Below are 26,784 nucleotides of genomic sequence, written 5' to 3' on the forward strand. Positions count from 1 at the left end.
ATCAATTGGATAAGGATTTTTGAGAAAGCATCCACTTTGCAAACATCGCTTTGATAAAGGATTCCTAACGGGTGCTACAGTAGTTGACAATATCGTTCCACACAAGGGAGATAAGACGTTGTAATGGGATCGGAACAACTGGCAGCCATTATGTGAGCAGTGTCATAACCGGAAGACTGCTAGAGAGGATAGAGGCGCTTGGAGATGATCTATCAATTTATCCATGTTAAAATGGGTTTCAGATTGAATTAAAGGTGTTGCTTATGGATAAGAAAAATAGTCTTACAATACAGTTTCGAACAGAAACTAGTAACGATTGTGATCTACAATTTGCAGATTTCATAATTGATGGTAAATCACTTTTTGACCAGTTTAGGAAGTATGATGTAGTACCTAGTTTGGGATGGGGAATTAAAGAATATCAAGATGAGATGGTTAGTTATTTTCTGATGCAGAAGCCACATCCTCTGTTATGGTATCGAGTCCCTGTATTAGTCTGCTCTCATTGTGGGGATTTAGAGTGTGGGTTTATTTCAGCTAAAATTGAGCGCATTGGTAACACAATTGTTTGGAAGGATTTTTATAAATAAAAGCCAGTCAAAACACGAAAATAAAGTGTTAGACTGGCATTTATTTATTGAGCTATTGAACCCGTTAGTTGAACCCCTAACGTAAATAACTCCATACTTTTTTATTCTAAAACAATACTTTTTGGGTTTAATATTTCGGTTGAATAGGTTTTGGATTCAGATATACATACCTAGCCTTTCCTTTTCGTGATTGGACAAATCCACCAAAAAACGAAGCTTTTTAAAAATGGCAATTCATAATACTTTTGAGATATAATTTCATCCCCATCAATAATTTTCACTCGATTAATTAGTAATGGTGGTTTTCTTCAGCAGACATGGCATTTGCTTTTGTTTCATGAACTGTACCATACGGATGATTAGGTGGTGCATAGATAGAGTAAACTTTAAGTGGTTTATTACCCGTATTGGTTACATTGTGCCATTTTCCAGCAGGTATCATAATTGCATAGCCATCATAGGCCATTTCTTGAAAATCTAATTTATCTTTGCTATCCCCCATTTGAACAAGTCCCTGACCTTCTTCAATACGTATGAATTGATCAGTTGTCGGATGGATTTCTAAACCGATGTCATCTCCAACATTAATACTCATCAGAGTCACTTGTAAGTTTTTCCCTGTCCATAAAGCTGTGCGGTAAGTATTGTTTTGCTTAGTAGCTTTGTCAATATTCACTACAAATGGTTTTGGTCCATAATCTTTTAAAATGATGTTTCCATAATAAGAATTCCAGTTGTTATTCCAATTATAATAATGAGGATTCCAATTATAATCCCAATTGTTGTTATTCCAGTTGATATGCATTGGATTATGCCATTGATAGTGATAGCATGATTTAGGGTACATATTCATTCTCCTCCCATGATTTCATTATTTTCCTTTTATCCTATGCAATTGCCTATTTATAGGAATGAAAAATGGGCAATAATGGGCAGGAGCCTGTCCTAATAAAACGATGACAATACAAAATTTCAAACGATTGATATCCAATTTTTTCTCGCATGTTTTTATAGTTATTGAAGCAAACTGCCCGTTAGTCTACCTACCGAAAGACTTGAAAAAAGAATGTAAAAAGATTGCAAGCGAGCTGCTGCATATCGGCATCATGACTAATCTTGATGTAGATGCACTGGCTCGCTTTTTATATGCCCGAAAGATGTATATAAAGGTCACAGACGCCTTGTTGAAAACGGAATTGACAGTGCAGCGCAAACAAGCAATTCATGATGAAGACGGGGCAGTAATGGACATGAATGAATGGGAGGAAGCAGACGTAGCTTATTTAGATTTATTGATCAACCAGGACAAATTATTTAAGCAATGTAGATCAGCAGCAAGTGACCTGGGCCTTACCAAAGGGTACCGAACATTTCCCTTATGTATTTGACGAGGAAAAAGCACATCGGTTTTTATATTGGATGTCTTTGTTTCGACACACAAAAGGTAAACTTGCTGGTAAACGAATAACTCCCCATGAAATCCAGGTGTTTGTCTTCGGGAACATGTATGGTTGGGTGTATAAGGACACGTGATTACGGCGTTTTCGGAAAGCATATTGGCAGGTAGGTAGGAAAAATGCTAAGTCGCAATCCTTGGGGGCTGTAGCTAGTTATGAGATGAATCTGTCTGGATAAAAGCCAACCCGATCTTATGTTCATATGACGAGGGTATGGCTTATTTGCGTGGCGAGCTGAAATCAGCTTTAGACGTGCCGGAGAAGATGCGAAACTACTTAACCAAGAATATGAACCGTTGGGTGGATCAGAAGGAAAACGGGTACATGTCACTGGAAGCCTGGGCAAAATGTGGTGTTGATACGCTGCCCGATCTTGTCGAGCTTGAATGTACGGTTGGCATTGACTTGTCTAAAAAAATTGACTTAACAAGTGTGTCGTTTGAATTTGATCTAAAAGATGGCCTCATTGTCATTCTCAACCATTCGTTTATGCCGGAAGATACGTTGGCAGTTAAACGAAAAACAGATAGATTCCCCTATGATCTATTTGTGGAGCAAGGATGGATGACGGCCACTCCTGGTGCTGTGGTGGATTACACGTTTATTAAGGCGTATATCCAGCGTGTGGAGCAATAAAAGAAATGGAAGATCAAAGAAATCTGTTACGATCCGTACAATGCAACCCAATTAACGGGCAGTTATCTGCAAAAAACCACGGTATTATTGTATTGATTCAATGGTTCTTAACGAGGTAAAATTTGTAAAATAAAGATCATTAGGAGGAAGGTAGGTGTTAAATGAAATAATGAGTTACATTGACTATCCAATGGTAAAAATTCCAGGGGGGGAAATAGAATTAAGAGACGATAGAATAAAAAGAAAATGGAAAGCTGAAATAAGACCGTTTCTTCTTGCCCAGTATCCTGTAACTACGGGTCTATACTATGCTATTACAAATAAATCACCTAATTCTTCTGACGGAGATCTAAAACCGGTTGTGAATATTTCTTGGAATGATGCCATTTCTTTTTGTAATCTACTGTCACAAAAAGCTGGACTGAAAGAGTGTTATTCGATAAGTAATGATGGTGAAAACATTATTTGTGATTGGGAATCAAACGGCTATCGACTTCCTTCAGAAGCAGAGTGGCAATATGCATGTAAAGCAGGGACTACTGGTTATAGATACGGAGAGCTTGATAAGATTGCCTGGTATAATGAAAATTCAGGTGGCAATATCCATGAAGTAGGAAGAAAGGAACCGAATGCATGGGGCTTGTATGATATGTTAGGGAATGTTTGGGAGTGGTGTTGGGATTTATACGATGAAGAAGCGTACGGCTCCTACCGAATTTTTCGAGGAGGTAGCTTGGCTGAAGAGGCTAGGGGATGTGGGGCTTCGTGTCGTCGTCGTAGCCATCCGTCATTTTGCATAGACGACCTTGGATTCCGCCTTGCCCAGTCTCTTTAACTTCTACAATCAAGCCAACTTTCGAGGTTTTACAGCTCAGCTAACGGATTCGATAGTTCAATAAGATAAGGTGCAGTCTAAGACTTAAGTTTTAGACTGCATTTATTTATATTAGTTGGCTCAGTCTAAAACATATTTATCCGAGGCAAAAGCTATTAAAGTTTGAATACTCGCATCAGTTCTGAAGTACGAGTCTAAAACATTATTTTTCGTGAACAACGGTACCCCTTTGTTACCAATCATAACCATTGTTAAAAAATAAGCTAGATTGTAGTATTTGAAAGTATTTAAACAACAAACATGGTTTAATCATTTCAAGCGATTTTGAAAAGGGGAATACAATGAACAAAATAAAAAAATTACTGAAACGTAAAACTACTTGGATACTTCTTGTCCTATTCGTATTTGTTTATGTTAATAACAGCTCTTTTTTTGCTAAGCGTAATGAGGGTTCCCCTTTTCTTCTTGCTCATCGAGGGCTTTCGCAAACATTCACTATGGAAGGCATAGAGGGTGATACATGTACAGCGGAGCGTATACATGAACCCGAACATCCTTATTTGGAAAATACCCTTGAGTCTATGGATGTTGCTTTTAAAGCTGGTGCAGATATAGTGGAATTTGACGTTCAACCAACTAAAGATAATAATTTTGTCATTTTTCATGATTGGACTCTTGAGTGCCGTACCAATGATAAAGGTATTACAAGAGACTATACTACAAAAGAATTGCAGGCACTTGATATTGGTTACGGTTATACGGCTGATGGTGGGAAAACATTCCCGTTTCGTGGCAAGGGGATTAATCTTATGCCAACACTGGATGAAGTACTTAACCGTTTTCCTGATCGTTCTTTTCTTATTCATATTAAAAGTGATGATGAAAAAGAAGGAGTCCAAATGGCTGAGTACCTTCAAAAACTACCAACTAAACGCCTCGATCAATTAACTGTGTATGGCGGCGATAAACCAATTGCTGCGATAAAGGAACGCATCCCTAGTTTACGAACAATGTCAAAAGCTACAATGAAAAAAGACCTTCTTACTTATATCGCGATAGGATGGACTGGCTACGTTCCTTCTAGCCTTCATCATGGAGAGTTACATATACCTGACAAAGTGGCTCCGTGGCTATGGGGATGGCCAAATCGTTTTCTTAATCGAATGGATAAAGCGGATACGCGAGTTATTGTTGTAGGAGGAAATGGGATGGGGTTTTCAAGTGGGTTTGACTCGCCTGAAGATATAAAACGCCTTCCTAACGATTATACAGGTGGTATTTGGACAAATCGTATTGATAAAATAGCACCTTTATTTAAGAAGTAAAGCACGCTGTAACAATCATAGTTTTTCGTTTACTTAAATACTTATTTGAACCTCTCATGGCTAAAGCCACGAGATTCCTGCGCTATCACATCCAACGAAGTGAGAATTAGCAGGCTATCCCCGTAGTCCCTACGGTTATTGAAAAAAAGTGTACGTTGGACTCTTCTCTCTGACCTACTGCTTGGTTTTCGCTTTTCGGTCAGAGAGGACGAAGGTGCTTGAATGTTTTACGCCACAAAGCATTCCTTATGGCAACCCCATACATTCCGTTTTCAATGAGCAATCTGTACAAGATTAGTATACCTGTTCTTGTTAGTTATTCAAAGAAGTAGTCGGACAATTAACGTGTCAGAAGACACGCTTTGTCCGAGATTCATCTCATGATTAAAATCACGAGCGTTCTCGGCTAATTCATAAAAATAAACCTGGTTCCCTATGTGCTATTATAACCAGGTTTATTTTTATATTAAAAGTGGTTTCAGAAGAAGAAAGATTATCTTTTACTGATGACTGAGAACATACAACAAATAATTTTGAAGTATCCCCAAAACGAAAATTTTCTCTTTCTACAGTTATTTATGAGAATTCAGCTCATTTTTTCGTTTTGGGGAACAACCAAATTCTTAACTTGATGGCGCCTACACGTTTAAAGAGTTGCTACAGGTGCATGTATGTTATGGGGAAACGCCTACGCTCTTATTGATTGGGGATGGGATGGCAGGCCGCAAGTATTATGACCGTTACAGGGGTAACTACCGATCTAAAAACAGGTGAAGTGTGGTATGTAACGACATTGCATAGTGGAGAACAACGCAAAATTCCGTAGTTTGATCTACTTCACTTAAAAGCGATCAGCAAAACGGGATTGAAAGGCATCTCCTCTATTTCAGTAATTCGTGAAAAAATTGGCATTAAGCAAGCATCTGATAAATTCATTGGTGCGTTTTACGCAAACGGAACGACAAGCAGAGGGATTTTAAAGGTTCCTGATATCTTGCAGCCGGAAGCGAAGGATCGGGCCAGAACCGAGTGGTTGAAATTAAATAGTGGGAAGCAAACTGATTTATGGGGAATTTTACGAAAAAGGGCTCAAGGAGCCTTTACTCGAAGTCTAGAAGAAAACACGGTAAAAGCTCTGTGGAATCATCGAACGGACTACGTTCTGGGTTCAACTCAAAACCAAACGTTACGGTTGAGTGAAGATGATATTGGTCTACGATTTGAACTTGATCTACCTAACAACACCTGGGGCAAGGATGTTACGAATCTATCCAACGTGGGGATGTTGACGGGGGTTCATTTGGTTTTCATGTCCGAAAAGATGCTTGGACATATCTAAAGGACGAAGATGTCTATGAGCGAACGTTGACAGATATAAACCTTGCTGAAATATCCCCTACACCCTTTCCGGCCTATGAGTCTAGCGAAGTGAATCAACGGAGCATAGAGCAATTTGAAATCACGATAAAAGAGCAGCGCAAAGATAAAACATTTTTGTTGCTGGCACTCGGAAATGATGGGGTTGCAGACATAAAAATCAAAAATGTTGAGGTCAATCAGAAGCAACCTTTAAAAGCAAAAATTCAACTAAAAACGGATAAAAAAGAATTTTATCTGGAGACGGAAAATTTTGATAGCAATAAATTCGATTCAATCAATATTCAAAACGCTATTATAAGTAAACACACATCTATCACATATGATGATGAGTATAAAGGTGCGAGGTATGCTTTAATGCTGAAACAAGATGAACCAATCACTACAGTGACGATTGATTATTCCTATTTGGGGATAGATTTTAGTACAACATTGCCTATAAATAGAATCCAATGAATTATTGAGAGATTTCTTTTCAAAATAAAAAAGAAATCTCTTTTTTATTTTTGATCGCGTGGGTTTGATTCCCATAACCCGCTCCATTGCATATAAAAAATACTCATGTTGTTCCCAGTGGAACTGACATGAGTATTTTTATGTTATTTACTAAAGATATACTTATTTTATTGTCTGCTAGGTATTGTGTACCTACTAAAAGTTGTAACCAAATTCCTGCATCAACTGAAGCCACTTTTCTACACTTGGACGATTTTTCTTCTCCTTTGGTAGAACGATGTAGGCAGGGCGTTTGGGAGGAATGTTTCCTGTTAGCTTGATCAAACAGATGCTTCCATCTTCTAGGGCCTTGCGTACCATGGAGCGGGTTACTAGTGACAAACCAAGTCCTTCTTGTACCAAATCAAGGGCGAGATGAGCTCCATCTACTTGTAACCGTGGAACATAGCTAGGTGGGAGGGTCTTAACAATCCATTCTGTAAATGGGGTACCCCAATTGACTAGAATCAGCGGTATTTTGCTTAAGTCATCTACAGCAATACTTTCTGCTGAACTCAGAGGGTGATGAGGTGCGCCTACCAACAGAATCTCATCCTCGTAAAACGGAATAATTTCATAGTTAGGCAGAGAGGGAGGGGTATATACCATACCAATCTGAATAATTTGATCATGTAAATAGGTATTGATGTCTGAAGAATGCCCGGTTTTGGTTCTAACGGCAATAGTTGGATAACGTAAATAGTACTCCTTCAGTATTGGCTCTAGTACATAGGACCAGAGCGAAGAGACACTACCGATCGTAAGACGATCCTCATAGGGCTGTAAGGAAGCGACTTCCTGCATACCTTCCTGAGCTAGCTTGATAATACGTTCCGCGTATGGCAATAATGCGAGCCCCGCTTGTGTGATTTCAACGCTTCGTTTATCCCGAATAAATAAGGGCTTACCAATGCGTTCTTCTAATTGCTTAATACGCATGGTAACCGTGGATTGAACCAAATGGAGGATTTCAGCTGTTCGAGTAAAATTACGTGTTTGCGCCAGTGTATAAAAAGCCTTTAACTGCTCAAAGTCCATGGAAAAACCTCTTATGCATATATTTGATTACAGTGAACAAAAAGATTCGTTTCTCAAATCATACAATACTTTGTAATCTGTAGATAGTTATAATTTGAAAAATCGAAAGTGAGTGACAGTTGTGATACAGGGATTCCACATTTTGAGGAAAACACCAGGCTCCATTAGATGGTTGCTTGCCATGTCCTTCTGTATGAACCTAGGCTTTTATGCGTTAATTCCATACTTGACCCTTTATTTGACGGGTAGCTTTGGATGGGCATTATCGATGGCGGGGTTGGTCCTGAGTGTGCGTCAATTTTCTCAGCAGGGTGTAGCCTTTCTGGGAGGCATTATTGCTGATCGATGCGGGTATAAGCTGACGATGATGCTAGGAATGGTCGTTCGAGGAATGGGCTTTCTCGCTTTTGCCTTTTGTACCGAAACATGGCATTTTTTCCTTGCAGCAGTTTTTTCTGGTTTGGGAGGTTCACTGTTTGAACCAGCTGTTAGTGCTTCATACGCTGTATTGACGCCTGAAGAGATCCGTAAAGATGTATTTGGCGTAAAGAATGTCTTAAACAACGTAAGCGTTGTTGGTTCACAGCTGGTCGGTACAGCATTGATTATGGTCGATTTCTATTGGCTTTCCATTTTTGCAGGAAGCTTATACTTCTTATGTGCAGGGGTGGTCTTGCTAGTATTACCACCGATTGCAGTAAAAGCCACTACATCTAATGTGTGGGAGAGCTTTCAGACCGTATTTTTGGATCGAAACTTTATGCTTTATACGCTTATATTGATAGGGCATTATTATATTTATATGCAATTGTTTTTGGCTATCCCCCAATTTGTTGAGGATACTTTGCAAAGTAAAATGGCAGTGGGAACTGTGTTATCAACGGTAGCTATCGTTACGATTTTGTTTCAAATGAGGGTGCTACAATGGCTGAGCAACTATAGTCAACGGTTTACGTTAATTGGATTAGGTACATTGATAATGGCATCTGGACTATTTTTATTTAGCTTTTCGAATCAATTATGGATGATTTTACTTGATGCTAGTATTTTTGCGATCGGTACAATGATTTCTGTTCCTTATTTGATCGATATGGTCCCTTATTTTGCCCCTAAGAACCAACTGGGAGCTTACTACGGGTTTAACGGCTATGCACTTGCTATAGGTGGCTCTATTGGTACCTTATTAGGAGGATGGGCATATGAGCTTGGGAAACAATTACACATGCCATGGTTGCCGTGGGGTATCTGCTTAGCAATCGGATTTATTGTGTGCTGGAATATGTATCGGATGGAACAAAGAATAGCGGTACAAACTAAGGGAGTGGCTATTTAATTCTCACTTATATGTCACTGACTGTCGATTCAAATCAGAAATTCGGGGTAAATATATCGAGAAGAGTGTTCAAAAGTTGAAACGAAATGGGCTTCTCATACGTATGCATATATATAAATACTACCGGAGTCAGGTTCTGGTTGAAAGCGAGGGACATTAGGTGGAAGATAAAAAGAAAATTCGCCACATGCTATTCTATACGGGTTCATTCGGGTTTGCTGTCTTCGCTATGGTTGTTGTTACAGAGATTATTCGAGTCTCCATGCAATAGCCTCACAATCAAAAAGCGAATCTAGGAATTGAAAGTGAATTGGATAGAAAAGAGGGCGGCCATAAAGGCCGTCTTTTTCTTTGAATAAATCTATATTTTTCGACAATATTTAATTGTTTGTGGATAATTTAAAAAAGAAATCCACAAGGGTACATAACTGTTTTGGGATGTTTTGCACAATTGCCCCACAGGCTATCAACAGGATTTCCACAGTGCTTGTGGATATCGGAACGGTTGTTCGTTTTTTTGTAAGCTGGTACAATACGAATAGAACACAAGGGAGGTGACAAGCGTGAGATACTTGAGTGATACGATGTTGATAGAAGTATATCAACGTGCAGTCGCCCTTCATCTCGATGCCGATTTTATTTTCTTGGTAGAAGCTGAAATGGCGCGTAGAAAAATCTCTTTTCAAAGTGCATAAGTTATTCAGGCATTAAACACAGACATATTATAGAAAACGGGCAAATAGAGATAAGCCACCCTTGTGTAAGGGTGGCACTTATTTTTTACTAGAACATGATTTCAAACATCGTAATGTTATTCAGAGGTTGCTTATTGTCGCGTAGATCTTGTGGAAAATATAACAACACAGGACCTTTCTCTCGAATCGGCTTGCCGTCTTTCGAGAATTGAAGAATAATTTGTTTGGATTCTTCTAAAGAGACATCTACGTAATCTTGTTGTTCCCGATGAATGCGTAGAGTGGTAGCATTCGCATGGGGCTTGGCATTTTCCAAGAAAGGTGCCAATTTGATTGCATAATCGCCCTCTAGTACTTTTCGTTCTTCTGCCAAACTCTTGCGTTCACTGGGAGGAGCGGAACCTTCCTTCATTTCTTTTTCCCAATGAAGAGCTGCACTACGAATATATTTCTCCGTCTCGAGTTGTTCTAGGTTACACTGTTCCACGTAAGTAGACAGTTCGAATTTTCGGTCATCAAATACCCAAACGCTTGGATCAATGGTGATAGGGAATTGTACAGCTCCCTTTACTACAATCACGTCTGCCATTTGCGGTCTTCCTCTCTGTTTGCGCTCATACTACTTGACCATTGTATCGCAGGATGTAAGGTGCTGCAATGAATGTGTTGGTTAAAAGAGTTATTTGACAACGCTTTCAAGGGCAATTAACAGATTATGTACTATGAATAAAAGGTTATCCCCTTTTCAAATGGCGCGTTATGACGTACTATGTATGTAAGGTAAGGACGTGTCCAAACGGAGGGATAGGTTTTGACAGACGTAAAAGATCATAACGATATGGCCAACAAAGCTTTAACGTTATTAAGAGCAGATGCTAATAAAATATATAAATTGATTGATGTTCAGATGGAGAACTTAAACATGCCACAGTGCCCTTTGTATGAAGAGGTACTTGATACACAGATGTTCGGTCTGTCGCGTGAAATCGAGTTCGCTGTTCGTCTAGGAGTAGTAGCGGAAGAAGACGGCAGATCTATTATGGATGATCTTGAACACAAATTAGCCGATTTACACGAGCTCTTTAACGAAAAAAAATAAAAACTCGCTAGGAAAGCTTTCTTTCCTTAGCGAGTTTTTGTTCATGTGGATGTTCTAATCAAAGAAGAAGGCTGTACCAAGAATAATATAAACAATTAACAGCAGAACTCCTTCGAACCAGTTAGTTTTACCGTCCCGACAGATCGAAATGGTAATGATAGTTGATACGGCAATCGCTGTGAGCTCTGGGACAGTAAAGACGATGTTCATAGGGGACCCGAATAATAGACTGATTAAGACCAGCGTTGGAGCCACGAATAAAGCTACCTGTAAACTAGAGCCCACAGCAATTTCGACAGCTGCTCCGATACGCCCCTTCATGGCGAGCAAGATAGCGGCGCTATGTTCTGCTGCATTTCCTATAATGGCGATGACAAAAGCACCAACGAACAGCTCTGACCATCCGAAGGTGTGCGAGACTGCTTCCACACTATGTACTAACCATTCCGATACGATTGCAACAAAAAAAGTGGATACCACCAGCATGATAATGGATACGGGCTTAGACCATAAAGCCTCGCTCTCATGCTGTTCCACATCGGAGAGAAATGAGCTGTGTGTTACCATAGAGAAGATCAACCATAATACATAGGCAATAATCAATAATATAGCAATCACGATCGAAAGGGTGTTAATCTTTTCGATTGATAGTTCAGACATAAAGATAGCTGGAATAAACAAGGCAACCAGTGCTAAGGACATCATAGAAGCATTGTGCCCTGCCAGTTGACTATTAAAGATTTGTTCCTTAAATCTTAATCCTCCAAGTAATACGCTTAATCCAAGAACTAACAATAAATTTCCGATAACGGAGCCTGTGATAGACGCCTTCACCATTTCAAATAACCCTTCTCGGACTAAAAAGAATGCTATTATTAATTCCGCTGCATTGCCAAAGGTTGCATTTAAGAACCCACCAATACGATCCCCAGCATAATGAGCGACATTCTCTGTAGCTTTTCCCAACCAGGATGCTAGAAAAATAATAGCTACGGAGGCCGTTATAAATCGTAATACTTCATTCTCCGTCAAATAGTGAAAACCAGCTGCCAGAGCAAAGCTTCCTCCTACCAACGAATAAAAAAGTCGCATACTTTTCATATCATATAGCCCTCTCATTTCATTACAGTGTATTTCAATTTTACTTTTCCCTGTATGATGTAAAGGATATGGAGGTTTATAAGTGCATATTCCACCGGCGTTAAAGGAAAACTAAGGAAAAACGTTAGGAGGTTTTTTTATGTCTTCTCCTTATTGCTGTCCGGTATGTCGTACCAATCGAATGAGATTTACCATCATACGACAACAGCCACAGTATGTCAGATTACATCCGCAAACTGGTGAAACGATAGAAGAGTTGACCCAAACCGAACTGGATGCTTTTCATCAGCCCTATAAAGGGGATGATTACCTCATCCAATGCGGCATTTGTGGCACAATTGAAAGTGAAGAACGCTTCGTAAAGATGGCGCAACATACATTTGGACCAAAATGATTAGGTTGAAACAACCATAATATTTTCGAATAAAAAAGGGAGAAACCTGGTAGTTTTTCATACCAGGTTTTATCTTTGAATGGGTGAATTCGATTCGATCATTATCTACAAAAGATGTGTTTGCCAATTTTTTTAATTTGTGGACGGCTCCAGATCCATGCAGAGGTCGCTGTATCTGGATTGAAATAATAGGTAGCCCCTTCACTAGGGTCCCAGCCTTTTAGAGCATCTTGGACAGCCTTTCGTGCTGAGTCATTTGGTGTGAGATAAATCTGACCGTCTGCTACTGCTGTAAAAGCACGTGGTTCAAACACAACAGCAGCCGGTGAATTAGGAAATGAGGGGCTTTGCGTTCGATTTAAAATAACGGCAGCGACTGCAACTTGCCCGATGTAAGGCTCACCGCGTGCTTCTCCGTAAACAGCCTGGGCCATAATCTTTAGGTCATTCGAAGAAAAGCCATTAGACGAAGTGTTTACTTGATTTCCTTTCTCTTTTGGTTTAAAAGTACCCATGACATAATTTTTTGTTGCATTATACAGTCTCACTTTTGTTTTATCATTGAGTTCCCCAGTGATGGTCATACCAAATTCATATTGGAAAAGGCGTAGAGCTGCTTTTGTACGTGGACCGAAAATAGAATCGATATCACCTGTGTAAAAACCAATATGTTTAAGTCGTTCTTGTAGCTCTCTTACATTTGTTCCTGTGCTTCCTTCTTTATAAGTAGGACCCATGGTAAATGCCTGCGTGATGCTTGAGATACTACTAGCCAAAAATGTAGCACACAATATTACTCCGAAACACCAATACATAACTTTTCGCACTGTATGTATGCCTCCCTTTTGTAAAAACGCTACGTTAGTAAATGGTAGTCAGTTTGTAATGGTAGTTTGTCCGATTTTCCGTTGGTTTAAAAGCTGGTAAAATTTTCGTGAATAATGCTTCAAGCCTTTGCCTAAACCCGTTATAATAAAAGAATAAACATTTTCAAGCAGTATGATGTAAGTTGGGTAAACTATGTAAAACCAGCAAGTAGCGCTTACAATGCGGTTCACATAAGGAGGCGGTAGGGATGGATTCCGTGAAAGATCAAATCAGAGTGGCAGACCAAGTAGTAGCAGTCATTGCAGGAGTAGCAGCGCAAGAGGTGGAGGACGTGGCTGTTGGCGGTTCTAGTACATTTTATGATGAATGGACGAAACGATTGGGTGCGAAAAACAATGCAAAAGGAATAATTGTGGAAATAGGGGATATGGGTGCTTCTATCACGTTATGGGTCTCTGTTCGCTACGGTACTATCATCAGCAAGACCTGCCAGCATCTACAAGAGAAAGTGAAAGAGACAGTGGAGTTTTTAACTGGATTAACGGTTTATGAGGTAAATGTAAGGGTAGAAGGTCTTTCCATTGAATAGCCAGAGTAGAGATAAATGAAAAAAAACATCAAAAAAATCCAAGGACAGGTTAATGCTGTCATTGGATTTTTTTATTGGTTAGGAATGGTATGAAACGATTCTTACATCGAGGTACTCTGGGCATGCTTTTGCCTGTTAACGTCTCGAGAAACGCTTAATAAGACTCCCATACTTGTCATACAAATTAACAGAGATGAACCACCATAACTAATAAACGGCAAAGGTATACCTGACAATGGAATAGCACCTGTAACACCACCAATGTTGATCATTGCTTGAAGACTAAGCATGGTAACAATTCCTGTTCCAGCAAGGATGGCGAAGGTATCTGTGGATCGTAAACTAATCTGTAGTCCTCGCATGAGTAACAACACATACAAGAGCAAAAAGATAGAGGTCCCGATTAAGCCCATCTCCTCAGCAATAACGGAAAAGATAAAATCGGTATAAGACTCAGGTAGATACAGATACTTTTGCAAACTCTTCCCGAATCCTGTACCGAAAATCCCACCTCGTGCTATGGCATATAAGGATTGGACCATATGAAACCCTTTATCTAACGGATCGCTCCAGGGGTCAGTATAAACGGCCAATCGTGCCCAAGCATGATTCTTTACTAAGATGTAGGTGGTAATAAACAGAGTGGTTGGAGGAACAGTCAATAAAAATAAATGCTTGAGGTTTGCTCCACCTACTATTAATATTACCCCTGCAGTTCCCAACACAACAGCAGCAGTCCCTAAATCAGGCTGTCCCAAGATCATCAAAAAGAAAATACCTGTAATGGTCAAAGGTGGTATCAAACCTGTTTTAAAACTACGGAAGCTATCCCCTTTTTTGGCAATAAGGGCGGACAGATACAAAATTAGTCCTAGTTTCGCAACCTCTGAGGTTTGTAAACTCATAAAGCCTAAATCAACCCACCTACGCGCTCCATTAATATTAGGAGAAAATCCAGGGATATAAACAAGTAGCAGTGAAATAAAGCTACCCACGGCAATCAGCAGGAAGTTTTTCTTATAAAAGGAGAAGGGGATGTTCATGACAAAAAGCATGAGAAACAGTCCCATTATAGCATAAATGATCTGTTTTTTAGCGAAGTACAAACCGTCACCTAAGCATTGTTCACAACCTTTTGATGTCAATATTCCGGTTTGAGCATAGATGGAGCTAGAGCTCATTACCATGGTAATGCCAAAGCCTATGAGTAGCAATGTTAAAAAAAGTAGGAGAAAATCTGGTACGCCCCGAGTTTTCATTGAAGAAGAAATCACCCCTAGAAATGAAACAGAGAGGTAGTTATGCTCCTCTCTGTTTGTGTAAAGTATTTGAACAAACTGAACCTTCTTAGTGTTGTGCTAATTTGTCTTTTAAAGCTTGTAAAATTTGTTTCGCTTTGGTGATCATGCTATCTGGCATAGGACAGTCATAATCGATTCCGTGCGGGAACAGGTGCTTGCCGATAAATGGCTCGTCCAATTTTAATACAGTGTCTGGATCTTCCATTTTGCCCTCAACACAATGTGCTTGAATGCGCAGATAGTACGTGGTATCTCTATCCGTTAGCTTGTAATCATAGGTTGCGTGGGCGTAATCCCAAGCAAAACGCGTGAAACCTGAGCTATCCATAGCAATGTCTAAGTCGGCTAAAGTTCCTTCTTGGCCACCGATTCCCGTTTCTTTGAGAAGCATTCTGCCTTCCTCCTTCGTGATATTCACTCCCTTATGATAGTAGGTTTTTCCTGTTTGTGCAATGATTATGAACCGTAAAAAATAGCTCGACTGCATGAAAGAATTCAGCAGAGGAGAAACTAACCTTTGTTTGAGAACGGAAGGAGGAATAAAAATGGCAACTAGAACACTACGTGAAATCATGACAGATAACTTGGCTACCGTTACGCTACTGGATAATGTATATGAAGTAGCAGTAAAAATGAGAGACTGGAACGTGGGCGTTATCCCTGTCATTAATGAACAAACAGATGTTATCGGAGTCATTACAGACCGTGATATCGTCATTCGAGGTCTTGCAGAAAAGCATCAGGGCTCCAGCAAGGTAGAGGATGTAATGAGTAAAGACGTCGTTCTGGGTACACCAGAAATGACTGTGGATGCAGCAGCTAAATTGATGGCACAGCATCAAATTCGTCGTTTACCTGTTGTGGACAACGGAAAACTAGTAGGTATTGTAGCGATTGGAGACATGGCAATTCGTAACACTTTACAAGATGAGGCCGGCGAAGCATTAGCTGAGATTTCAGAAACGGCTTCTCGTCATTAAGTTCCTAATAAGAGGAACATGTGGGCACTCGGTAAAACGAGTGTCTTTTTTTCGTTTCTCTTCATATTTTTTATCAAAATTCGACTAAAACGAGTGTCTATTGTGTGTTCACATTTGGGCTTGCACATTTTGGACCGAATCCATTCCATTCGCATAGGCTGTAACGAAGAGGAAAGGAGGGTCCACATGGGTTTTTTCGATTTTGACTTCTTTGGTGGAGATAACGAGGAACTGATATGGATCATCGTAATTGTCGTTGTTTTATTTTTTCTACTCGTAGATTGGGACTGGGAGTAAATGACCAGATATAAAAGCGGCCTGCCAAGCTGTTGTGGGTCGTTTTTTGTGTTGGAAGAGTAGAAAAACTGTAGACAAGCACGTATGTTTGGTATGATGGGAGGCAGATACAAACAACATGGAGGATATGTACATGAACACAATGATAACAAATACAAAGCGATTAGTTGCCATCCTTTCGCTCGGAGTAGTCTTGGTAGTAAGTGGATGCGCTACTGCAAAAGAAACGCCGGTGCAAGAGATAAATGAGCCCACTCCCAATGGCAAAATGAAAGTAAAAATAGACCGAGTAGTTGATGGGGATACCTTTAAAACAGCGAAGGGTGAGAAAGTAAGACTGATCGGTGTAGATACTCCCGAGACTGTAAAACCAAATAATCCGGTGGAACCATATGGAAAAGAAGCGAGTAACTACACGAAAAAGATGCTAGAAGGAAAGGAAGTGACTCTCCAGTTTGATGTACAGCCTTTTGATAGATACCAGCGTTTACTAGCTTATGTGTATCTAGAAGATGGCACATTCTATAATGAACATCTCGTGCATGAAGGATATGCTCGGATCATGACGGTACCACCTAATGTAGCTCAAGCCGAAGTGTTCCTGAAAGCAGAGCAGGATGCTAGAGAAAACAACCGTGGTCTTTGGGCCTTAGATATTTATCAGAAAGTAGATCAAGATAAGAAAAAGGGAACGCCTTCTTCCTCTAAAGCTTCAGGAGCCCAAAAGCATAAGGACCCTACCGAAAAAAAGCAAAGTAGTGAGCAAACAGAAAAAAACAAACAGCAAATTAAGGGTAATATTAATTCCAAGGGTGAAAAAATTTATCATGTTCCGGGTGGACGTTATTATGACCAAACAAAGCCAGAAGAATGGTTTGATAAGGAAGAAGATGCTATAAAAGCGGGATTTAGAAAATCAAAGGAATAACATTTCGATGATTGTTTGAATATAATAATGTTATCTGATACACTACGAATAGAGAGATTGGAAAACGAGGTGCTGCGGGATGAGGAAAGACCCTAATGATAAGCATAATGGTCATGTGAAAAACTCGAATGATTCTCACGTAGAACATCAAGATAACGAGGTTGTAGCGAAAACATGTTGTGGTGACCACGGGAAACACTCAAATGACGATCACCAGCATAATGAACATTGTGAGGATACAGGCCACTCACACCATGTTCATCATCACCACGAACATAAGCATATTCATGATGAACATAATCATGAAGGGCATTCTCACGGTACAGAGTGCTGTTCAACTGAACACGAATTGGCAGCTAGTGTATTAGCTAACAATGCTACTGCTCAGGTTTATCATATTAAGGGCATGGATTGTGGTTCATGCGCGATGACACTGCAGAAACATGTGCAAAAAACGCTAAACATACCAGAAGTAGAAGTGAATTTTAGTACAGCTAAAATGCGATTAGGCAAAAAGGCTAACGTTGAAAAAGTCTTACAAGCTATTACAGAGGCTGGTTACAAAGGTACATACGAGGACGGTAGTGATCGTTTGTCTCCCGCTGAACAAGAGAAGTGGTGGCAAAATGACGCGGTTCAGCGTACAGGAACAGCAGGATTATTTATTCTGGTGGGGATCGTGTTACAAGCGTATCAGGTGGAGCTTCTCGGGAATGCTGCTTATGCCGTAGCGATGTTAGTTGCTGGTTTAAAGCCACTAAAAGCCGCGTGGTATGCGCTAAAAAGTAAGTCAGCTGATATGAACTTGCTGATGACCCTGGCGGCCTTAGGAGCTGCCTTTATCGGTGAATGGCTAGAAGGGGCAACGGTTGTCTTCTTATTTGGCCTTGGTAATGCTTTGCAAACCTTATCAATTAATAAAACACGTCAATCTATTCGCTCTTTGTTGCGTTTGGCACCAAAAGAAGCCATAGTCTTCAGGAATCAAGAATGGGTTAGTATACCTGTGAAAGATGTGGAGGTTGGAGAGCGTTTATTAATTAAGGCCGGTGAAGGAATTCCGCTTGATGGATTTATCGTTAAAGGCATATCTACTTTTAATCAGGCACCAATCACTGGAGAATCAATGCCAGTTGACAAAGAAGTGGGTGACACTCTCTTTGCTGGTAGCATCAATGAAACGTCCGTTGTTGAGATGGAAGTGACGAAGATAGGTTCTGACTCTACGTTGGCTCGTATTATTCATTTGGTCGAGGAAGCACAGGAAAAGAAAGCACCAACTGAACAGTTTGTAGAGAAATTCGCTCGAATCTATACTCCAATTGTAATTATAGTGGCACTTGCCGTTATCATTTTACCCCCTTTATTTACGGGAGAGTGGCAACATTGGTTTTACCGTGGTCTGGAATTATTAGTTATTGCTTGCCCCTGTGCCTTGGTTATTTCTACCCCTGTTGCCGTGGTCTCTGCTATTGGTAGTGCGGCTCGTCATGGTGTATTAATTAAAGGTGGTGCTGCGCTGGAAATCATTGGTCATTTGAAACAGGTAGCTTTTGATAAAACGGGAACGATTACGACAGGAAAGCTACATGTTGAGAAAATCCTTACTCTCCAGCAACATACCGAAACAGAGATTCTTGCCAAGGCGGCAATGATAGAGCAATCCTCTCATCACCCAATTGCTTCTGCTATCTTATTGCATGCAAGGGCAGAAGGCATTCTAGCACAGGATTCTGATAATCATCAAACCCTTGTCGGTAAGGGTGCTAGTGCTACGTTGGCTGGCATTACGTATTTGGCGGGAAATGAAAAGCTGTTTACCGAACATGGAGTTGAACTAGCTCTTTTACAGGATCAAATTAAAGAAGAGCAACAGGCTGGTAAAACGATCGTGTTGGTTGGTACGACGAATGAAATTTGGGGTGCACTTATCATTTCTGATACCATTCGCCCAACGAGTCAAAGGGTGATGCAACAATTGCATGGTATTGGTGTAAAAACCTTGTTGCTTACTGGTGATAATGTAGGGGCGGCCCAACATATGGCACAAAAGGTAGGCATTGGACACGTGCAAGCAGATTTGTTGCCAGAAGATAAGCTAGAGGCAATAAAGGTCGCTAAAAAACGGGAAAGCGGCACGATTGCTATGGTAGGTGATGGTATTAATGATGCTCCAGCGCTAGCCACTGCCGATGTTGGTATTGCGATGGGCGGAGCGGGTACGGATACCGCTATGGAAACAGCAGGAATTGTATTGATGGCTGATGATCTAGAAAAATTACCGTATGTTATTGGGCTTAGCCAACAAGCACTAGCGATTATCAAGCAGAATATATATTTCTCCTTGTTGATCAAAGCGATAGCACTTCTTTTGATCATACCAAACTGGCTCACGCTTTGGATGGCAGTTATCAGTGATACGGGAGCAGCGATGATTGTCATTCTCAACAGTATGAGATTGCTAAGAAAGTAACCTAAATGATAATGAAATAGTTCATAGCTACAAGAACAAAAAATGGTACTGTTCGTGGCATAAACAGGGAAAAACGGGGCACTCTAGGGCTATATTCATCAAAAAGTAAGGAGTGTCCTGTATGATCAAAAAACTGGGTGGACGTCGTTTTTACCTGTTTATTTTGTTTGTAGCCATTTTAGAGCTTACCATGATGGGCCTACATTCCTTGGAAGGCAAAAAAGCAACTCACAGTAATCAGACACATGTACTAGCTGAGGAAGTGAAGAAGCCATCGCTTGTCGTGGAGCATCAAGTAAAAGGAAATGATCTTGAATTAAAATTGGTAGTTCAGGGATTCCAGTTCTCTTTGGAAAACATGGGAAAAGATAATAAAGCAGGTGAAGGTCACGTTCATTTATATATGGACGGGAAAAAAATAGCCAAGATTTTTGGTCCGCAATTTACCTTAGCTGATGTGGCTCCCGGAAAGCACAAAGTAGAAGTAGAACTAGCCCATAACAATCATGAATCGTATGGTGTCAAACAATCCTTTGAAATTGTAGTGAACTAAGCGAATGGAAAAAAGAGGGCGAAGTCACAAGTGCGACTCCGCTTCCATAGGAAAAAGCTGTGGAGTCTATAAGAGACAATCCACAGCTTTTTGCTTTTTGCTCCGTCATTCGTTATTATAGGTAGTTTATGGTTACGTGTTGTGCATCTTGAGGTAGGGTAATCACCGTAGTTGGGTAGGTGATTACTTGAAGTAACATCGCTTTTTCAGGACGATCCTCTACGACATGGATGACATAAGCACCGTCAGTCTCTTGCTGGACATTGTCAATCTTGATAGAATAGCCACTGGTAGAGCGTTCACCGAGCGCAATGGCTACATAGGTGAGATCATTTTCATGAATCAGTTGATAGCCACCCTGCTCTTGTATATTGGCAAGCGCCATATCTACAGAAACTGGGTAGGGAGTAGGAGCAATGCTAAAATCACTCATGGATACAACTCCTTTTTGGTGAGGTTGTTGGTTATTGTGAGGCACAGAGGTATCCTGAGCTGTAGCAGTTGGGGTCATGTTGGCGTAGACTAGGATTCCTCCAATTAGCAATAAACCTGCTAATACTTGTTTCATTCTCTATCCCTCCTATGATTTCCTCCATCTACCGTTACGAATAGAGGTGAGCTTCATGAATTTATATACATGCCTGGATATGTTGTCAGAGCGTACAATTGAAGAAATGATCCAGGAACAAAATCGCCGATTGAACATTTTGTCTGACAAATCGTTGATTGATCGATTGCAAGATCCAGCTTTCTGTCAATCAATATGGAAAGCATTAACAGAGCACGAGCGTAAAGCAGCGGCTCTTTTTTATACAAATGCTCAACAAGGTTTTATACGTAAACGTGACTTTGAGACAATCACTCAACAAGATATTCTGCTCACAGCGGGTCTAACAAAGCTACGTAGGCTAGGTATTGTTTATACAGTCCGCAAAATGTGGAGCGAAGTGGGCTATATGATGCCATTTGAATTGCGCAAGAATATCTACCCTGTTAGTAGTCAAACACGCAAAAAAAGGATAGAACCATCGGTAAAAGAGGATGCCATCCAATTTGTATTTTCCTATCCACTTCCAGCAGGACGCGGTATTCATTTGGACATGCTTGCCTTTCTCCTGTTCTTAAGGGAACAATCGGTATCTTTGACACAAAAAAATGGAATACCCCGACGAATGATTCTCAAATGGATGGAACGCATATCCTTAAGAGACGAACATATGCGGGGGTGGTTTTCAAATCTTATGCCGCCCGAAGTAAAGCTGGATGATCAATCGCCCGTTTCTTTTCTCTTTGATCTCTCCTTACGAATGCGGTTTGTCTATCTCCAAGATAAAAGAATTTGCTTACACCACGCAATATTAAATGATTGGTTGTGCAAGAAAAATGTGGAACAAATGGAGGAGATGAGAGAGCATCTGCTACGATTCTATGCACCAAAAGAGGCATGGGAGGAAGCATTTTTGTTCGAGTGGCAGTTGCTGGACGAGGGGTGGCACAGGGTAGATGGAATTCTTGCCAAACTAACTCAAATAGGTTATAAATTACCAGATCATGCTCAAGAGCAATTGAAAGAGATCTGGTTACATCCCTTGCTTGGTTTGGGAATGATTCAGCTTGGGGAAGATAACCAACAGAATCTATGGATGCGTCATAATCCCTACTATCAGGAAAAAGGGGATCATCAGCCAAAGTGGTATATGGATTCGACTGGAGAAGTAATGATACCACCAGACATTGTTTTAGCTCATTTATGGGAGCTGAGCCGTTTGGGTGAGATGAATGTTGCGGGAGATTTTATTACATGCAATCTTACCTTCCAACGCGTGCAAGCTTACTTATCTGAAGGCGGTAGTGTGGATCAAATTCAACAATTTCTCCAAGAACATACAGCACATCCGGTACCAGAATCTGTAGTTCAATTACTAGCAAAATGGGCAGGGGAAGCCAAACAACTTTCCTTTGAGCAGGTGGTTCGTTTCAAAACAACAAGTCCCACGTTGTTAGCTGAATTACGTGATATAGGAATGCTTACTCCGTATATGCAGGAGGTTATTTCTCCTGTTGCTTTTCTAATTCCTACATCAAGGTTGGATGAATTCGTTCGATTGCTTAAGGAATGTGGGTATGAGCCGCAATCAGGCGAAATTCGTCGGTTTCAGTCTTTGGGAGCTGTAGGCTCCAAATCCGTTGAGGATGATTGTGATACCCCTCAAATTTCACTAGGGAATAGCACGGATAGGGAAGGCGTATTCCCCTTGGTGGCTCCCTTTTTTGACTTTAAGGTGGAAAATATTTTTCCTGATGTGGGCGAAGCTATTCCTGGATTGTCAACTCTACCAAAAATGTGGACGGAGCATTATCAGAGCTACCATCCCAATACAATACGTATCATCCTAAAACGAGCTCAAGAGCTTCGGCTGGAAGTGCAATGCCAAACATTTCGAAGTGATGAATGGACAGGCAAGGTGCAGGAGGTTACTTTGGAACATGGCTATTGGGAAGTACGTTTGATGTCAAAAGACAGATCATGGAGAGGCAAAGTGGATGAAATAAATCGTTTACGTATCCTCATTCCAGCGTATTTATAGGAAAATAAAACAGAAAGTGTGTGTTGTTTAAATCTTTCCTGTGCGTCCAGATGGGTTTTCGTGCTAAAATGATAGTAGGTTTGCCTGTAAAGGAGGTAAAACATGATAGATATACCAATTGAATTGGATATGGCCAGCTTGCTGCTGGAAGCTGACGACTTGGCCATTATGATAAATGAATCACAAGAAGTGAATGATTATTTACAAACGAAGCAAGCTATGGAAAATGATGAGGCAGTATCGTTATACGTCAAGCGCTTTGAACGTAAGAAGCAAGACTATGAAGAAGTGCAACGATTTGGCAAATATCACCCTGATTTTCACAAGGTAATGGCAGAGATTAGGGAATTAAAGCAATCATATGAAGCGTTGCAAACTGTCCGGGAATTTAAGAAAGCGGAAACTCGCTTAGATCAGTTATTGTATCAAGTTGGCCGTGTCATAGCAGATTCTGTATCAGAGAGTGTTAAAGTACCTAGCAATAACCCAATTATGGAGGCAATGGCCAGTGGGTGCGGTACAGGTGGCAGTTGCGGCTGCGGTAATAAAGCTAAAAAACACGCGTAATATACGATACTGCTAATAACACAACAGAGCTCATCAAACTACGTCTCTCGTTTTGTTGAGAGGCGTAGCAGAGCCTGTATACATAGGATGGCCAGTAGAGGAAGGAGTTTGTCAGGGTACGATGAGACTAAAAAGATTGGGAGTAGCTGTCTGGATTAAAAATCCACGCGTTGCGAAGAATTTACGAAAATTCGGCACCATTCATTACGTATCCAAGAGACTTAATTACGTTTCCATGTACGTGGATGCAGACGAAATTGAGCAAGTGATACCACAATTGGAACGTCTTCACTTTGTGCTAAAGGTAGAGCGTTCACATCGCCATGAAATTCCAACAGAGTATAACAATTCGAAGCCTGATAAAGCGAAAGAATTTGATTATCAATTAGAGAAAAATCAGTTGATGGCATTGGCAGAATCGTTAATCAGTGATCCTTCATCGGTTGGAAGGACAGAACAACAGGCGTCAAGATCTGTGCCGGTTCAGAGCTAGCAAATCGTGTTTATCTGAATAAAACACAGAGGCTTTTCCCATCTATCAGTAAGATGTAATGGGAAAAGCCTTTTATTATTTCATTTACATTAAGCATCTGATATGTGGTAAAAGTGCAAAAGTGAAATTTGTTTCACTTTTTTGTGATTGTGCCACGTGGTATGATAAGGAAATAAGGATGAGGTAAGGTAAAATATTACAGCGTATTTTGAATGCGCTTACAAAAATGGACAAAGAGAGAGCGAGGGGACAAAAACAGGATGAAACTAGATATTAACTGCGATATGGGAGAGATGTTTGGACAGCATCGACTCGATGAGGATTTGGGAATTTTACGCTGGATTACATCGGTCAATATTGCCTGTGGTTTTCACTCCGGGGACCCACATGTGATATGCCGAACGGTAGAAGCAGCACTAAAACAAGGCGTAAAAATTGGTGCTCATCCAGGTTACCCTGACGTTCACGGTTTTGGGCGTCGTTCTATGAATTTGTCCATGCGTGAAGTATATGAGTTGGTTTTATATCAGGTGTCTGCTTTGGAAGGAATTACGAGGGCACTGGGTGGAACATTGCATCATGTCAAGCTGCATGGGGCTCTATACAACGAGGCAGCCGAGCGACCGGAATTGGCGGAGGCTGTTGTAAGAGCCATTACAGATATTCGAGATGATTTAATTTTGTACGCTTTATCGGGTAGTTCACTAGTTCAAGTTGGTTTGGAGAATGGTCTGTATGTGGCCGAGGAAGTATTTGCTGACCGCGCGTACTTACCTAATGGGCGTCTAGCTCCACGTGAATTGGAAGGAAGCATCTTAATCAGTAAAGAGGAGCAATTGCATCAGGCAAGCCAGTTAGTAAAAGAACAACGAGTAAGAACGGTAGATGGCAGTACGATCGAATTGGCCGCAGATACGCTTTGTATTCATGCGGAAAGCTCTGATTCTTTGCATGTGCTAAAGGAATTGCATCGATGGGCTAAACAAAATGAGGTTTGTTTAGAGGCAATCGCAGTTTATTAAAGGGGAAGGTGACTTAGGTCGCCTCCCTATCATCAGATTTTAGCCTATGACAGAGGGGCAATTGAAAAAGCATTTCAATTGCCTCTTTTTCTTATTTAATGATCGAGAGGGAGGAATATTTCTGAAAAATAAGTTAATTTATTTTTTACAAAACACATTATTGCAAACCATGTTTCCATTTGTAGGAGGTGCTACCTCTCCTGTCATTCCAGGTGCCCACAGTGTTACAGTCCAATTTTTTGATGGAAAAGCAGGTAATTGGCTATCTACCAAAAACCCCGTACAATATCGGGCGGCTACTATGTATGGGAATGACAGCCTAGCACCTATAGCGTGGGGTGACCCTAGGCAGGGAACGGGCTGGTATCATATGTACAAGCCTGGAGAGATTACAGGAAAGCAGATTAATGGCATGTTTGGGGACGCCAAATTTGTTATTCGCATCCCAGACGATTGGAATGGAAAACTGGTGGTAGCTGGGATACCAGCAACACGAAATGAAACATCAACCGATCTGTTATTTAGTGATGATGTTCTTACGAAAGGATATGCTTTTGCAGCTATCGATAAAGGAACACAAGGGGAAAACGATCCAGATGATCCACTAGCAAAAGTAAAAAATGCACTGGTAGCAGAAGAAGACAGCCTAGCCAAATGGCATTTGTGCTTTCGACAGGTAACGAAAGCAGCCCAATCATATTTAGTCAAGCATCATGATAATCAATTGATTTCAGTGGAAGATGTCACCAATCCGGCTCATATCTTGCTCAATGAACATCATCCTATTCCTACCTATGCTATTGGAATTTCTAATGGTGGTTATGTGGTACGCTATGCGCTTGAACATGACGATCCAAAATTGACTGGAGAACCAGCTCTATTTGATGGTGGAGTAGATTGGGAAGGTGTGCTATGGCAAGCAGAGGCCCCTAATTTGATCAGTTCACTCACCACTGTGGTTCAAAAAGCACATGCTGCTTTATACGAGACAGGGGAAGTACAGCAGCGGGCGCGTGAATGTATCTATGCTGCTGGAATGCCTAAAGGATCTGAAAAGTTATGGTCGTATTATGATCAGCTCTATTGGTTTGTTAGCCTAAATATTTATCGAGATAAGTTTGATCCCACAGCGACTGACAGATTGGCTTGGCAGGATTACCTTTGCTTTGATCAAGCTGGCATACGTGACCGGTGTCATGACCATGCTTTTGCTTCTTATGACTATAATAGTAGGCCCTCATCCGTCAAACAACAAATTCAACAGATTGCAAATACAGGTTGTATACAAGCCCCGCTTATTTCACTTGCTGGTACGTGGGATGCCCTAACCTTTCCTGACCTGCATGCAAAAGCCTATGAGGAATTAGTCCTACAAGCAGGCCAAGCAAATAAACATCGAATGTACATGATTGAGCAGGCTAATCATATTGACGGTTTGGTTTGGAGTAAGGTTGATTCTGAGCACGAACTTCAACCTATGCTACCATATGCACACCAGTGTTTTGATTTACTTGTCGAATGGGTAGAAAAGGGAAAAAAACCGCCTGCTAGTAAAACGATTCCACCTCCGACTGACCCAACGAATGTAATTGATCTAGTGACTGGAAAAGAACGGAAACCGTTAAGGTAGGTTTTAAAATGCACATAACTCTATTTCGCTAAGAAACGCAGAGATTTTCCTGTTGGTATGCAGGCTTATTCTGCGTTTCTTCTTATTTCATTTGAAATCGATGTGTCACAGTAGAAAACGACTATGATACAATTTATAAAGAAGTTTCTTGCATTAGCCG

26 protein-coding genes and 4 pseudogenes are annotated in these 26,784 nt (G+C 40.7%); 22 read left to right on the top strand and 8 right to left on the bottom strand.

Going from position 1 to position 26,784, the window contains the following annotated elements; all coding sequences use genetic code 11:
- The first annotated feature begins 16 nt into the window (after window positions 1-16).
- Together EEL30_14690 and EEL30_14695 are read left to right on the top strand one after the other, a co-directional pair.
- Window positions 17-208 (top strand): annotated as a pseudogene (locus EEL30_14690) (HNH endonuclease).
- Between the two features lie 55 nt (window positions 209-263).
- On the top strand, window positions 264-590 hold the full coding sequence (locus tag EEL30_14695; GenBank protein QDX93428.1) for an oxidoreductase: 327 nt from the start codon (window positions 264-266) through the stop codon (window positions 588-590).
- A gap of 289 nt (window positions 591-879) precedes the next feature.
- Here EEL30_14695 and EEL30_14700 read toward each other — a convergent pair whose 3' ends face one another.
- Window positions 880-1,443 (bottom strand): cupin domain-containing protein, encoded by a 564-nt coding sequence (locus EEL30_14700; protein QDX93429.1) that lies wholly within the window; start codon window positions 1,441-1,443, stop codon window positions 880-882.
- 157 nt (window positions 1,444-1,600) lie between these two features.
- Here EEL30_14700 and EEL30_14705 point away from each other — a divergent pair, with 157 nt between their 5' ends.
- The 6 genes and pseudogenes from EEL30_14705 (at window position 1,601) to EEL30_14730 (ending at window position 6,676) form a co-directional block, all read left to right on the top strand.
- Window positions 1,601-1,978, top strand: a complete 378-nt coding sequence (locus tag EEL30_14705) for a phage terminase small subunit P27 family (GenBank protein ID QDX95777.1) — start codon at window positions 1,601-1,603, stop codon at window positions 1,976-1,978.
- Window positions 1,950-2,680 (top strand): annotated as a pseudogene (locus tag EEL30_14710) (hypothetical protein). Before EEL30_14705 ends, EEL30_14710 begins: the two are co-directional and overlap by 29 nt.
- Before the next feature lie 157 nt (window positions 2,681-2,837).
- On the top strand, window positions 2,838-3,518 hold the full coding sequence (locus tag EEL30_14715; GenBank protein ID QDX93430.1) for a formylglycine-generating enzyme family protein: 681 nt from the start codon (window positions 2,838-2,840) through the stop codon (window positions 3,516-3,518).
- Window positions 3,519-3,859: 341 nt separating this feature from the next.
- Entirely contained in the window at window positions 3,860-4,843 is a 984-nt protein-coding gene (locus tag EEL30_14720) for a glycerophosphodiester phosphodiesterase (protein ID QDX93431.1), read from the top strand.
- 671 nt (window positions 4,844-5,514) lie between these two features.
- Window positions 5,515-5,894 (top strand): annotated as a pseudogene (locus tag EEL30_14725) (phage portal protein).
- Window positions 5,895-5,978: 84 nt separating this feature from the next.
- Window positions 5,979-6,676: pseudogene (locus EEL30_14730) on the top strand (HK97 family phage prohead protease).
- 195 nt (window positions 6,677-6,871) lie between these two features.
- Here EEL30_14730 and EEL30_14735 read toward each other — a convergent pair.
- Window positions 6,872-7,753, bottom strand: coding sequence for a LysR family transcriptional regulator (locus EEL30_14735; protein ID QDX93432.1), 882 nt, complete (start codon window positions 7,751-7,753; stop codon window positions 6,872-6,874).
- Window positions 7,754-7,934: 181 nt separating this feature from the next.
- On the opposite strand from EEL30_14735, the gene EEL30_14740 reads away from it, so the two are divergent.
- Window positions 7,935-9,086 (top strand): MFS transporter, encoded by a 1,152-nt coding sequence (locus EEL30_14740; protein QDX93433.1) that lies wholly within the window; start codon window positions 7,935-7,937, stop codon window positions 9,084-9,086.
- A 563-nt stretch (window positions 9,087-9,649) separates the two neighbouring features.
- On the top strand, window positions 9,650-9,781 hold the full coding sequence (locus tag EEL30_14745) for a sporulation histidine kinase inhibitor Sda (protein ID QDX93434.1): 132 nt from the start codon (window positions 9,650-9,652) through the stop codon (window positions 9,779-9,781).
- A gap of 88 nt (window positions 9,782-9,869) precedes the next feature.
- Here the strand turns inward: EEL30_14745 and EEL30_14750 are convergent, their stop codons facing one another.
- Window positions 9,870-10,370 carry a hypothetical protein gene (locus EEL30_14750; protein ID QDX93435.1) on the bottom strand — a complete coding sequence of 167 codons (501 nt, stop codon included), beginning with the start codon at window positions 10,368-10,370 and terminating at the stop codon, window positions 9,870-9,872.
- Window positions 10,371-10,619: 249 nt separating this feature from the next.
- On the opposite strand from EEL30_14750, the gene EEL30_14755 reads away from it, so the two are divergent.
- Window positions 10,620-10,880, top strand: coding sequence for a DUF1507 family protein (locus tag EEL30_14755; GenBank protein QDX95778.1), 261 nt, complete (start codon window positions 10,620-10,622; stop codon window positions 10,878-10,880).
- Between the two features lie 54 nt (window positions 10,881-10,934).
- On the opposite strand, the gene cax is transcribed toward EEL30_14755, so the two are convergent.
- Window positions 10,935-11,981 carry a calcium/proton exchanger gene (gene cax / locus EEL30_14760; GenBank protein QDX93436.1) on the bottom strand — a complete coding sequence of 349 codons (1,047 nt, stop codon included), beginning with the start codon at window positions 11,979-11,981 and terminating at the stop codon, window positions 10,935-10,937.
- Window positions 11,982-12,120: 139 nt separating this feature from the next.
- Here cax and EEL30_14765 point away from each other — a divergent pair, with 139 nt between their 5' ends.
- Window positions 12,121-12,375 carry a hypothetical protein gene (locus tag EEL30_14765; protein ID QDX93437.1) on the top strand — a complete coding sequence of 85 codons (255 nt, stop codon included), beginning with the start codon at window positions 12,121-12,123 and terminating at the stop codon, window positions 12,373-12,375.
- A 101-nt stretch (window positions 12,376-12,476) separates the two neighbouring features.
- On the opposite strand, the gene sleB is transcribed toward EEL30_14765, so the two are convergent.
- Window positions 12,477-13,202 carry a spore cortex-lytic enzyme gene (gene sleB, locus EEL30_14770; protein QDX93438.1) on the bottom strand — a complete coding sequence of 242 codons (726 nt, stop codon included), beginning with the start codon at window positions 13,200-13,202 and terminating at the stop codon, window positions 12,477-12,479.
- Window positions 13,203-13,450: 248 nt separating this feature from the next.
- Between sleB and EEL30_14775 the strand changes: the two genes are divergently transcribed.
- Window positions 13,451-13,792, top strand: coding sequence for an Asp23/Gls24 family envelope stress response protein (locus tag EEL30_14775; protein QDX93439.1), 342 nt, complete (start codon window positions 13,451-13,453; stop codon window positions 13,790-13,792).
- 101 nt (window positions 13,793-13,893) lie between these two features.
- Here EEL30_14775 and ftsW read toward each other — a convergent pair whose 3' ends face one another.
- Window positions 13,894-15,051, bottom strand: coding sequence for a putative lipid II flippase FtsW (gene ftsW, locus EEL30_14780; protein QDX93440.1), 1,158 nt, complete (start codon window positions 15,049-15,051; stop codon window positions 13,894-13,896).
- An 88-nt stretch (window positions 15,052-15,139) separates the two neighbouring features.
- Window positions 15,140-15,484 carry a hypothetical protein gene (locus tag EEL30_14785; GenBank protein QDX93441.1) on the bottom strand — a complete coding sequence of 115 codons (345 nt, stop codon included), beginning with the start codon at window positions 15,482-15,484 and terminating at the stop codon, window positions 15,140-15,142.
- Between the two features lie 154 nt (window positions 15,485-15,638).
- On the opposite strand from EEL30_14785, the gene EEL30_14790 reads away from it, so the two are divergent.
- From EEL30_14790 to EEL30_14805, 4 genes are all read left to right on the top strand, one after another.
- On the top strand, window positions 15,639-16,073 hold the full coding sequence (locus tag EEL30_14790; protein ID QDX93442.1) for a CBS domain-containing protein: 435 nt from the start codon (window positions 15,639-15,641) through the stop codon (window positions 16,071-16,073).
- Window positions 16,074-16,488: 415 nt separating this feature from the next.
- The gene (locus EEL30_14795) at window positions 16,489-17,298 is read left to right on the top strand and encodes a nuclease (GenBank protein QDX93443.1); all 810 of its coding nucleotides are present in this window, start codon (window positions 16,489-16,491) and stop codon (window positions 17,296-17,298) included.
- A gap of 79 nt (window positions 17,299-17,377) precedes the next feature.
- Window positions 17,378-19,771, top strand: a complete 2,394-nt coding sequence (gene cadA / locus EEL30_14800) for a cadmium-translocating P-type ATPase (protein ID QDX93444.1) — start codon at window positions 17,378-17,380, stop codon at window positions 19,769-19,771.
- A 121-nt stretch (window positions 19,772-19,892) separates the two neighbouring features.
- Window positions 19,893-20,324: a hypothetical protein gene (locus EEL30_14805; GenBank protein ID QDX93445.1), complete on the top strand. Its 432-nt coding sequence runs from the start codon at window positions 19,893-19,895 to the stop codon at window positions 20,322-20,324.
- Between the two features lie 115 nt (window positions 20,325-20,439).
- On the opposite strand, the gene EEL30_14810 is transcribed toward EEL30_14805, so the two are convergent.
- On the bottom strand, window positions 20,440-20,892 hold the full coding sequence (locus EEL30_14810) for a protease complex subunit PrcB family protein (protein QDX93446.1): 453 nt from the start codon (window positions 20,890-20,892) through the stop codon (window positions 20,440-20,442).
- A 55-nt stretch (window positions 20,893-20,947) separates the two neighbouring features.
- On the opposite strand from EEL30_14810, the gene EEL30_14815 reads away from it, so the two are divergent.
- From EEL30_14815 to EEL30_14835, 5 genes are all read left to right on the top strand, one after another.
- Window positions 20,948-22,912, top strand: a complete 1,965-nt coding sequence (locus tag EEL30_14815) for a hypothetical protein (GenBank protein ID QDX93447.1) — start codon at window positions 20,948-20,950, stop codon at window positions 22,910-22,912.
- Between the two features lie 102 nt (window positions 22,913-23,014).
- Entirely contained in the window at window positions 23,015-23,479 is a 465-nt protein-coding gene (locus tag EEL30_14820) for a YlbF family regulator (protein ID QDX93448.1), read from the top strand.
- A 121-nt stretch (window positions 23,480-23,600) separates the two neighbouring features.
- Window positions 23,601-23,972, top strand: a complete 372-nt coding sequence (locus tag EEL30_14825; protein ID QDX93449.1) for a DUF2129 domain-containing protein — start codon at window positions 23,601-23,603, stop codon at window positions 23,970-23,972.
- Between the two features lie 260 nt (window positions 23,973-24,232).
- Window positions 24,233-24,994 carry a 5-oxoprolinase subunit PxpA gene (gene pxpA, locus EEL30_14830; protein ID QDX93450.1) on the top strand — a complete coding sequence of 254 codons (762 nt, stop codon included), beginning with the start codon at window positions 24,233-24,235 and terminating at the stop codon, window positions 24,992-24,994.
- A gap of 169 nt (window positions 24,995-25,163) precedes the next feature.
- Window positions 25,164-26,624, top strand: a complete 1,461-nt coding sequence (locus tag EEL30_14835) for an alpha/beta hydrolase (GenBank protein ID QDX95779.1) — start codon at window positions 25,164-25,166, stop codon at window positions 26,622-26,624.
- Window positions 26,625-26,784: the final 160 nt, after the last annotated feature.

The sequence above is a fragment of the Brevibacillus laterosporus genome (assembly GCA_007833815.1).
Taxonomy (GTDB): domain Bacteria; phylum Bacillota; class Bacilli; order Brevibacillales; family Brevibacillaceae; genus Brevibacillus_B; species Brevibacillus_B laterosporus_D.